The 1,223-nt window shown below is 51.8% G+C and carries 2 tRNA genes and 3 rRNA genes; all 5 read left to right on the plus strand.

Going from position 1 to position 1,223, the window contains the following annotated elements:
* Positions 1-180: ribosomal RNA gene (locus O9H85_RS37345) — 16S ribosomal RNA — on the plus strand; the annotation flags it as partial.
* Positions 181-307: 127 nt separating this feature from the next.
* Positions 308-424, plus strand: a 5S ribosomal RNA gene (rrf, locus tag O9H85_RS37350).
* Between the two features lie 31 nt (positions 425-455).
* Positions 456-532 (plus strand) — tRNA-Ile (locus O9H85_RS37355).
* 83 nt (positions 533-615) lie between these two features.
* A tRNA-Ala gene (locus O9H85_RS37360) sits at positions 616-691 on the plus strand.
* A 167-nt stretch (positions 692-858) separates the two neighbouring features.
* Positions 859-1,223 (plus strand): 23S ribosomal RNA (locus O9H85_RS37365); the annotation flags it as partial.

Below are 1,223 nucleotides of genomic sequence, written 5' to 3' on the forward strand. Positions count from 1 at the left end.
ATGCCGCGGTGAATACGTTCCCGGGTCTTGTACACACCGCCCGTCACACCACGAGAGTTTACAACACCCGAAGTCGGTGGGGTAACCGCAAGGAGCCAGCCGCCGAAGGTGGGGTAGATGATTGGGGTGAAGTCGTAACAAGGTAGCCGTATCGGAAGGTGCGGCTGGATCACCTCCTTTCTATGGAGTCCATGTTGCCTGCAGGGCAACGGACATAAAGCAACCACACGGTTGCAACGCACTCACTCGTGTTCAGTTTTGAAAGGGTAATGCCTTTCAATTGGTTTCGCTATGCGAAACTTGCAGGTTTGGTGATGATGGCGGAAGGGAACCACGCGTACCCATCCCGAACACGACCGTTAAGCCTTCCAGCGTCGATGGTACTTGGACCGAAGGGTCCTGGGAGAGTAGAACGTCGCCAAGCCTGCCACTTTTAGTGGTGAATTTCATAATGAGGGCCCTTAGCTCAGCTGGTTAGAGCGCACCCCTGATAAGGGTGAGGTCGGTGGTTCGAGTCCACTAGGGCCCACCATAACTGAATAGTGAAAGATCGGGGTCCCCGAAAAGTATTCGGAATCACCCTCAGAGCATCTCTTCACTTTTTGGGGTAAATTTGGGCCCATAGCTCAGCTGGGAGAGCGCCTGCCTTGCAAGCAGGAGGTCAGCGGTTCGATCCCGCTTGGGTCCACCATAATCTACCGCTTGTAGTTTCTTGAGCGGTGTGATAATCTAATACTCCTGCCAAGTTCGGCAGAGGATTGTTCCTTGAAAACTGGATATCGAAACAAAGTAACAATAGCTGAAGTATCTGAAATGCTTTTAGCTTCCGAATGGATCCATTCTAACGAATAGATCTTAGGTTAAGCTAATAAGAGCACACGGAGGATGCCTAGGCACCAGGAGCCGAAGAAGGACGTGGCGAACAACGATAACGCCTCGGGGAGCCGTAAGCAGGCTTTGATCCGGGGATGTCCGAATGGGGGAACCCACGTATCGTAATTGATACGTACTCATCACTGAATACATAGGTGATGCAGAGGCAGACGAGGGGAACTGAAACATCTAAGTACCCTCAGGAAAAGAAAACAAAAGTGATTCCGTCAGTAGCGGCGAGCGAAAGCGGATTAGCCCAAACCAGGGGGCTTGCCCCCTGGGGTTGTGGGACGTCAACATGAGATTAGTTTGTTAGGTGAAGCAGTCTGGAAAGGCTCATCACAGAGGGT

Source organism: Paenibacillus gyeongsangnamensis (assembly GCF_027533625.1).
In the GTDB taxonomy this organism is placed as follows: Bacteria; Bacillota; Bacilli; order Paenibacillales; family NBRC-103111; genus Paenibacillus_G; species Paenibacillus_G gyeongsangnamensis.